The sequence below is a fragment of the Streptomyces sp. MS191 genome (genome assembly GCF_008042125.1).
Taxonomy (GTDB): domain Bacteria; phylum Actinomycetota; class Actinomycetes; order Streptomycetales; family Streptomycetaceae; genus Streptomyces.
The window spans coordinates 1-7,914 of record NZ_RDBI01000052.1 but is presented as its reverse complement, the minus strand read 5'-3'; the positions used below and the strand labels follow the sequence as shown (position 1 = coordinate 7,914).

General features: G+C 71.8%; 6 protein-coding genes and 2 pseudogenes. 4 read left to right on the top strand and 4 right to left on the bottom strand.

Annotated features, from left to right (window positions below; genetic code table 11):
- Nucleotides 1–21 precede the first annotated feature (21 nt).
- Nucleotides 22–1,395: pseudogene (locus tag EAO71_RS22910) on the top strand (hypothetical protein); the annotation flags it as partial.
- A 111-nt stretch (nt 1,396–1,506) separates the two neighbouring features.
- Here the strand turns inward: EAO71_RS22910 and EAO71_RS22905 are convergent.
- From EAO71_RS22905 to EAO71_RS22895, 3 genes are all read right to left on the bottom strand, one after another.
- Nucleotides 1,507–2,304: a VOC family protein gene (locus EAO71_RS22905; protein WP_147979715.1), complete on the bottom strand. Its 798-nt coding sequence runs from the start codon at nt 2,302–2,304 to the stop codon at nt 1,507–1,509.
- 105 nt (nt 2,305–2,409) lie between these two features.
- Complete coding sequence (locus tag EAO71_RS22900) at nt 2,410–3,645, bottom strand: phosphodiester glycosidase family protein (RefSeq protein ID WP_410093999.1); 1,236 nt, start codon at nt 3,643–3,645, stop codon at nt 2,410–2,412.
- A gap of 98 nt (nt 3,646–3,743) precedes the next feature.
- A complete protein-coding gene (locus EAO71_RS22895; protein ID WP_147979714.1) occupies nt 3,744–4,103 on the bottom strand; it encodes a DUF779 domain-containing protein in 360 nt (119 codons plus the stop codon).
- A 197-nt stretch (nt 4,104–4,300) separates the two neighbouring features.
- On the opposite strand from EAO71_RS22895, the gene EAO71_RS22890 reads away from it, so the two are divergent.
- Nucleotides 4,301–5,380, top strand: coding sequence for an NAD(P)H-dependent amine dehydrogenase family protein (locus EAO71_RS22890; RefSeq protein WP_147979713.1), 1,080 nt, complete (start codon nt 4,301–4,303; stop codon nt 5,378–5,380).
- Nucleotides 5,377–5,856 (top strand): carboxymuconolactone decarboxylase family protein, encoded by a 480-nt coding sequence (locus EAO71_RS22885; RefSeq protein ID WP_147979712.1) that lies wholly within the window; start codon nt 5,377–5,379, stop codon nt 5,854–5,856. The genes EAO71_RS22890 and EAO71_RS22885 overlap by 4 nt, the downstream gene beginning before the upstream one ends.
- A 102-nt stretch (nt 5,857–5,958) precedes the next feature.
- Here EAO71_RS22885 and EAO71_RS22880 read toward each other — a convergent pair whose 3' ends face one another.
- On the bottom strand, nt 5,959–7,518 hold the full coding sequence (locus EAO71_RS22880; RefSeq protein ID WP_147979711.1) for a GMC oxidoreductase: 1,560 nt from the start codon (nt 7,516–7,518) through the stop codon (nt 5,959–5,961).
- A gap of 216 nt (nt 7,519–7,734) precedes the next feature.
- Between EAO71_RS22880 and EAO71_RS22875 the strand changes: the two are divergent.
- A pseudogene (locus EAO71_RS22875) lies at nt 7,735–7,914 on the top strand (hypothetical protein); the annotation flags it as partial.

The window sequence follows — 7,914 nt, the reverse complement described above, 5'->3', positions numbered from 1 at the left end:
CGCTGGTGACCTCCGGGTCACGGCCGCAGCGGCATGCACGCCGACGGTGCCGGCAGCGGCACGTACCCCTGGTCCGGGCCGCTCGGCCGTGACCCGGAGGTCACCAGCGAGAAGATCGCCGCCCTCGGCGGCGAATGCGCCACCGTCACCTTCGACGCCGAGGGCCGGATCCTCACCGTGTGCGGCACCTTCTCCGGCTTCCTGCTCAAGCTGCTCGACCCGAGGAGCCTGGACACCCTCGCCGAGTACAAGCTGCCGCAGCGCTCCTCGACCGTCGAGGCCGTCACGCGCCTCGACTTCGAGAGGATCTTCAAGGACACCTCCGGCGGCGCCTACTTCTACCTCGACGACCGGGACCGCGTCGTCCTCGCCGACTCCCGGCAGCACGTCCTGCGGATCGCCCACTCCCGGGGCGCCGACGGCCGCTGGGCGTTCACCGTGGAGAACGACTGGGACCTCACCCCCCTGGTGCCGCACGACTGCGTCTCCTGGACCAACCTCTTCCCCAGCGGCGTATGCGACCCGGTCACGTCCGTGATGCCGGACTGGGACGGCCGCATCTGGTGGGTCACCCGGCTCGGCCGGGTCGGCACCGTCGACCCGGGCACCGGAGCGCTGCGCGCGATCCGGCTCGACGGCGAGGAGATCCAGAACTCCTTCTCCGTCGCCGAGGACGGCGTCTCGATCGTCTCCGACCACGCGCTCTACAGCTTCGGGGCCGCGGCCGACGGCACCCCCGAGATCCGGTGGCGCCAGACTTACGACCGGGGCACCGGCACCAAGCCGGGCTCGGTGAACCAGGGTTCGGGCACCACTCCCGACCTCTTCGGCGAGCACGAGGACTACGTCGCGATCACCGACAACGCCGACGACCGGATGAACGTCCTCGTCTACCGGCGAGGCGCCGACGTCCCCGCCGCCGAGCGCCTCGTCTGCAAGGTCCCGGTCTTCCGCCCCGGCGCATCCACCACCGACAACTCCCTGATCAGCTGGGGCGACAGCCTGGTCGTGGAGAACAACTACGGCTACGAGAACCCGACGACCCTCACCTTCGGCCGCAGCGTCACCGGCGGTGCAACCCGGATCGACGTCCGCCCCGACGGCAGCGGCTGCGACACCGTCTGGGAGAGCGCGGTCCGCTCCCCGTCCACGGTGCCCAAACTGTCGACCGCCAACGGCCTGCTCTACTTCTACGAGAAGGAGCCGAACGCCCTCGGCATCGACGCCTGGTACCTCACCGCCGTCGACTTCCGCACCGGGCAGCGCGCCTTCAAGCGGCTGACGGGGACGGGCGTGGCCTACGACAACAACTGGGCCCCGATCACGCTCGGCCCCGACGGCACCGCCTACGTCGGCGTCTTCAACGGCATCGTCGCCGTACGCGACGGCGCCTGACGTACGGAGGGGAGGGCCGGGCACCGCCCGTGGGGGGCGAGAACCGGCCCCCCCGCACGAGGGTGCCCGGGACCGCGCGTCGCGGTCCCGGGCACCCTCGTGCGGGGGGCCTCAGTCGAACTCGGGCATCTCGCCCTCGGTCGTCTTCAGGTCGATGACGGCGAAAGCCGCGCCCTGCGGGTCGACGATCGCCGCGAAACGGCCGAACGGGCTGCTCATCGGCCCGAACACCTTCCGCCCGCCGTGCTTCTCCGCCTTCGCGACGGTCGCGTCGCAGTCGTCGACGGCGAAGTAGACCTGGATGTACGGGGGGATCTCCGCGGGGAAGTCCTCCGGCGTCATCGTCATCCGGCCCAGGACCGGCATCTCGCCGCCCAGGTCGAAGGTCTTGTAGTCGACCTGGTCGTCCTTCATCTGCTTGGTGTTGAAGCCGAAGACCGCGGCGAAGAAGGCGTCGGACCGCTCGGGCTCCCGGGTGAAGACCTCGGCCCAGGAGTAGGAACCGGTCTCGCCCTCCAGCTCGAAGCCCTCGTGCGCGCCCGGCTGCCAGACGCCGAAGGTCACACCCGTCGGGTCCTGCGCCAGGCACATCGAACCGAAGTCCCCGACCTGCATCGGCTCCATGAGCAGCGTGCCACCGCTGTTCCTGATCCGCTCAGCCGTGGCGGCCGCGTCGGGCGAGGAGAAGTACAGGCACCAGGCCGACTGGGGTGTCTCCTGTCCCGGCATCGGCGGCACGACGGCCGCGACCGCCTTGCCGTCGCGGTAGGCCTGCGTGTAGTTGCCGAACTCCGAGGAGGCCTCGCCGAAGGTCCACCCCAGGACCTCGCCGTAGAACTTCTTGGCGCCCTCGACGTCCGTGAACATGGCGTCGGTCCACGCCGGCGTGCCTTCAGGTCGTGTGGCCATGACGGTGATCCTCTTCCGATCGTGATGCGCTCCGATGGGTTTCCCGAAGCCACGCTAGCCACGACGGACCCACTTCGCGCGGTGACGCAGCGTGGCGGCCGTACGTCACCCGCGGGAGAAGACCCCGATGCCGTTCGGCACCGGGCGCTCGACGCCCTCGGCGGGGTGATTGCGCACGGTGACCGCGGAGGCGGCGAGATCCCGGGTGACCAGCGTGGACGAGCCGCCGCCGTCCAGGCTGAACGCGTCCTCGGCGCCCGCGTCCCGCATCACCTCGGCGACCTCCGCGATCGTCAGACCGGTACGGAAGCCGAGCCCGCCGTCCAGCGCCATCAACAGGAGCGTGCGCCCGCCGTCGGCCCTGCCGGCGGCGGACCGCACGGCGGAGGTGAGCGGATCCAGGCCCGGCAGCGCCGCCCCCGCCCGCAGGACCGGATACCCGCCGACCGCGAAGCGGTAAGGGATCCGGGAGCCCTCCGCGACCAGCCGGTGCCGCACCCCGACCCGGTCGCCCACCGCCAGCGCGCGCAACAGGCGCGCACCGGCCTCCCGGCCGACCAGCACCTCGGTGTCCTCGGCGATCGCGCCGCGCCCCGGGACAGGCGACCCGGCGACCACCCGCCCGGCGCGCACCGTCACCTCGTAGGTCTCCGTACCGCACGGCGCCGCCCGGTCCTCGTCCGTGCCGCAGGTGGCCCGCAGCCGTGACACGGAGCCCCAGTGGGAGGTGAACACGCCGACCGAGTCCACCGGCAGCGCGTACTGGTTCAGTCCGCCGAGCGGGAAGGAGCCGACGGGGGTGGTCACGCCGCCGTCGAGGACGAGCCGGTCCAGCCGGGCGCGTCCGTCCGTGCCGACGCCCAGCACGGCGCGGGTGTCGGTGCCGGCCGGGAGCGCGGGGCCGAAGCGCTGGCCGTCCGGGACGGCGGCCTTGAGCTGCCGTCCGCCGCCGACGGCGGGGCCGACGGAGGCACCGGTCGCCTCGACGCCGGGGTGCTGGGTCTCCGTGATGTCGAAGAAGTCCCCGTTGACGCCGGCCACCGCGGCGCGGGCGTCCGCGAGGGACGACAGCGGGGCACGCGCGGCCACGGAGCCGGGCGTCAGCAGGTCCACCGAGACACCCGGTTCGCGCAGGTCGACGGAGACGAGATGGACCCGGGCGGGTCCGTGGGAGGCGATCACGTCGAAGCTCCGGTACGTCACCCCCGGCGCGAGCGCCACGGGAGGAGGGGGTGCGGCGGCGCCCCCGGCCGGGGAGACCGCGCCCGCCGGCGCCCCGGCCAGCGCGACGCACCAGGCCAGCAGGCCGGCCGCCAGCGCGCGTACGGGTGTGGTCGGCACCTTCACATGTCCCCCTGGGGTCCGGGCAACCCTCGCAAGGCCCCGCGGAGTTGCCCAGCCGCCATTCCGGTGAACCGCCGGGTCTCCCTCGCACCCCTTCAGGGGGTGACCAGGCGGGACCGGACGAGGAACCGGACCCCCTCCGGGGCCTCCAGGGAGAAGCCGCTGCCCCGGCCCTCCACCACGTCCACGATCAGCCGCGTGTGGCTCCACACCTCGAACTGCGCCTTCGACATCCAGAAGCCGATCGGCTCGGCCACCCCGGACACCTCCAGCGAGGCCAGGAGCACGTCGGAGCCACCCGTGCGGAACTCGCCCGCCGGGTAGCACATCGGCGCGCTGCCGTCGCAGCAGCCGCCCGACTGGTGGAACATCAGCGGCCCGTGCAGCGCCCGCAGTCGCCGCACGAGCTCCGCGGCGGTGGGCGTCAGTTCCACGCGCGGCTCGGTTCGGTCCATGGGAGTCCCTTCCTCGCGGCCGGCACCGGGACGGTCGGCGTCCGGGCCCAGTCCAGCCCTCAGGGGGTTGCGACGGGGTTGCGAGGGACGTGGCGGGCGACCGGGCCGGTCCCGGACGGGTCGTGGGGAGCGGCCCCCGAGGAGCGGTTCCTGTCACGACCCTAGGAACTGACGGTCCGTCAGGCTACGCTCCGCGCATGATTCCGACCGTTGTCTGGGGTACCGGAAACGTCGGGCGCGCGGCCGTCCGGGCCGTCGACGCCCACCCGGCGCTGGAACTCGCCGCCGTACTCGTCCACGATCCGGCCAAGACCGGGCGCGACGCGGGCGAGCTCGCCGGCCTGGACCGCGCCCTCGGGGTCGCGGCGACCGACGACGTCGGTGCCGTGCTCGCCACCCGCCCCGGCGCCGTCGTGTACGCCGCCTCCGGCGACATCCGCCCCGACGAGGCCCTCGCGGACGTCGTCGCGGCGGTCCGCGCCGGCGCCGTCGTCGTCACCCCGGCGCTGTATCCGCTCTACGACCAGCTGAACGCCCCGCCGGAGTTCCGCGACCCGGTCCTCACCGCCGTCGCCGAGGGCGGGGGCTCGCTCTTCGTCTCGGGGGTGGACCCGGGCTGGGGCAACGACGTCCTCCCGCTGCTGATGAGCGGGCTCGGCTCGACCGTGGACGCGATCCGCTGCCAGGAGATCTTCGACTACTCCACCTACGACCAGGAGGAGTCGGTCCGGTACCTGGTCGGCATGGGCCAGCCCATGGAGTACGAGCCGCTGATGCTCGCCCCCTCGGTGCCGACCATGGTGTGGGGCGGACAGATACGTCTGATGGCCCGCGCTCTCGGCGTCGCGCTCGACGACATCCGCGAGACCCTGGAGCGGCGCGCCCTCGACACCACCGTGACCACCCGCACCATGGGCGTGTTCGAGGCCGGGACCCAGGGAGCCGTGCGCTTCGAGGTGCAGGGCGTCGTCGACGGCGAGGCCCTCATCGTCGTCGAGCACGTCACCCGCATCCACCCGTCCTGCGCCCCCGACTGGCCGAGCCCGCCCGACGGCGCCGGCGCGCACCGGGTGATCGTCGAGGGCCGGCCGCGCATCGAGGTCACGGTCGAGGCGACCGACGAGGGCGAGAACCGGTCCGCGGGCGGGAACGCCACCGCGGTCGGCCGGCTGGTGAACGCCATCGACTGGCTGGTGGACGCCAAGCCGGGACTGTACGACGCACTCGACGTGCCACTGCGCCCGGCGGTGGGGAAGCTCGGAAGGAGACAACCGTGATCATCGACATTCCCGAGGGCCAGGAGCCGATCGGGTACGTGTGGGGCGACATGGTCCCCGGCATCGGGATGGCCGCCGCCAACTTCTCGCTGTCCGTGTACGAGCACACGACTCTGGGGCTGCGCGAGTTCGAGGCCGCACGACTGCGGATCGCGCAGATCAACGGCTGTGTGTTCTGCCTGGACTGGCGCACGGAGCGGGACGGCGAGAAGGTCGAGGACGGGTTCGCGGACGCGGTCACCGAGTGGCGCACGACCGACGCCTTCGACGAACGGACCCGGCTCGCCGCCGAGTACGCCGAGCGCTACGCCGTGGACCACCACGGCCTCGACGAGGAGTTCTGGGCGCGGATGACCGCGCGGTACAGCCAGGCGGAGATCGTGGAACTGAGCATGAGCATCGGTTCCTGGCTCGCCTTCGGCCGGCTCAACCACGTCCTCGGCCTCGACTCGGTGTGCGTGCTGCCCGGTCGGTGAGCCCGGCCCCGGGGCCGCTGGGTGATCCCGGCCGCCCCGGCTTCGTACGCGCCCGCGCCGACTCGAACCGGCGGTCACGGGCCGGTCGTCACGGGTCGATGGTCACAGATCGGTGGCGATGATCTTCTCGATGTTCCGCTCGGCGAGCGCCGTGATGGTGACGAACGGGTTGACGCTCGCGTTGCCGGGGATGAGCGCGCCGTCGATCACGTAGAGCCCGGGATGCCCGTGCAGGCGCCCGTAGTTGTCGGTGGCCTTGTCGAGCACCGCGCCGCCGAGCGGGTGGTACGTGAGGTGGTCCCCCCAGATCTTGTACGTCCCGAAGAGGTCCGTCCGGTAGATCGTCCCCTCCTTCGCGTTGATCTTGTCGAAGATGCTCTTCGCCATGTCGATCGACGGCTGCTTCCAGGCCGTCTGCCAGTCGAGGTCGACCCGCCCGGCCGCGGCGTTCCACGAGAACTCGGCACGGTGCGGGTTCTTGGTGATGGACAGGTAGAACGAGGCGTAGGTCTCGATCCCGGTGGGCAGCGGGGCCACCTCGGCGAACGCGCCGCCCGCGTCCCAGTTGTCGATGCCGGCCGTGGGCATCGACGACTGGAGCTTGCCGGTGGCGTCCCACATGTGGTTGGCCCGGCCGCACATGACGTTGCCGTTGTCGCCCCAGCCCTTGCCGATCTCGTTGTTGAGGCCGGGCAGCGCGCCGGTGGCCTTGAGCCGGGTGAGCAGCTTGCTGGTGCCGACGCTGCCGGCCGCGAAGAACACCCGGTCGGCGGTGACGGACTTGGTGGCCGTGGTGTCACCGGAGGTGTTGATCTCGTCGATCAGCACGGTGTAGCCGCCGCCCGCAGCGGGAGTCACCGAGGTGACCTTGTGCAACGGTGAGATCGAGACCCTGCCGGTCGCCTCGGCCTGCGCGAGGTAGGTCTTGCGCAGGGTCTTCTTGCCGTGGTTGTTGCCGTAGAGGACCTCGCCCTCCAGGGCGGATCTGGGGACGGCGCCGGCCGCCTCCTGCTTCATGTAGTCCCAGTCGTAGACGTTGGGCACGAAGACGAAGGGGAAGCCGGAGCGCTGGGCGTGCTTGCGGCCGACGCGCGCGTACTGGTAGCAGGCCGCGCTCTCCCACCAGGCGGGGTCGACCTGGTTGACGCCGAGCCCGGCGTTCGCCCGCGGGTAGTAGACGCCGTACATCTCGGCGGCGTTCACGGACGGCAGCACGGCGCCGAAGTTCTCGCGCCGGGGGGTGACCGCCATGCCGCCGTTGACGAGGGAGCCGCCGCCGACGCCCCGGCCCTGGTAGACGGTGATGCCGCTGAACTCCTCCGCGTCGAGGATGCCGGTGTAGCGGGGGATGTCCTTGTCGAGCGGGAACCCGAGGAAGTTGCTCAGCGGCTGCTTCGTGCGGGTGCGGAGCCAGTAGGAGCGGTAGTCGGGCTTCGTCGTGTTGGCGAAGACCTTGCCGTCGGGGCCCGGGGTGTCCCAGGACATGCCCATCTCGACCATGTGCACGTTGACGCCTGCCTGGGCGAGCCGGAGGGCGGCGACGGAACCGCCGTAACCGGTGCCGATGACGAGGACGGGGAGGCGGGTTCCCGGGGGGAGCGGGGCTGCCGACACCGACGGGGCCGGCAGTGCGAGTGCGCCCAGAAGAGAACCTGTTCCCATGATGAATTTTCGACGTGAGACCACGTGAAGTTCCTCACTCGTGAGGGGGAATGGGAACGAGTTCTACTGCCGCTGGCATGGGAAGTCACGGCATACCGATTGGTAACTTATGGGTGGATCGGGCACCTTGTGGGCGGCCTGATCTCAAGCAGGAAAGCCGCATAGCCGACATTAAGGGCGACCGGGGGATCCACCGACCCAGGAGCGTGCCCACCCATGCCGACCACCGCCCCCGAGACGTCCGACACCGGGACCCCCGGCAACGTCACCACCACACCCGAAGCCGTCGACCTCGCCGCCGCGCGGCTCCACGACACCGCCGCCTGGCAGGAGATCGTGCGCCACTGGACCCCGGCGCCCGCGCTTCCCCCGGCGCCCGGCCTTCCCGCCCCGCAC

What these genes read in the sequence shown, in the direction of transcription:
- EAO71_RS22905 (WP_147979715.1), bottom strand. Translation starts at nt 2,304, where the DNA reads ATGGCCACACGACCTGAAGGCACGCCGGCGTGGACCGACGCCATGTTC.
- EAO71_RS22895 (WP_147979714.1), bottom strand. Translation starts at nt 4,103, where the DNA reads ATGGACCGAACCGAGCCGCGCGTGGAACTGACGCCCACCGCCGCGGAG.
- EAO71_RS22890 (WP_147979713.1), top strand. Translation starts at nt 4,301, where the DNA reads ATGATTCCGACCGTTGTCTGGGGTACCGGAAACGTCGGGCGCGCGGCC.
- EAO71_RS22880 (WP_147979711.1), bottom strand. Translation starts at nt 7,518, where the DNA reads ATGGGAACAGGTTCTCTTCTGGGCGCACTCGCACTGCCGGCCCCGTCG.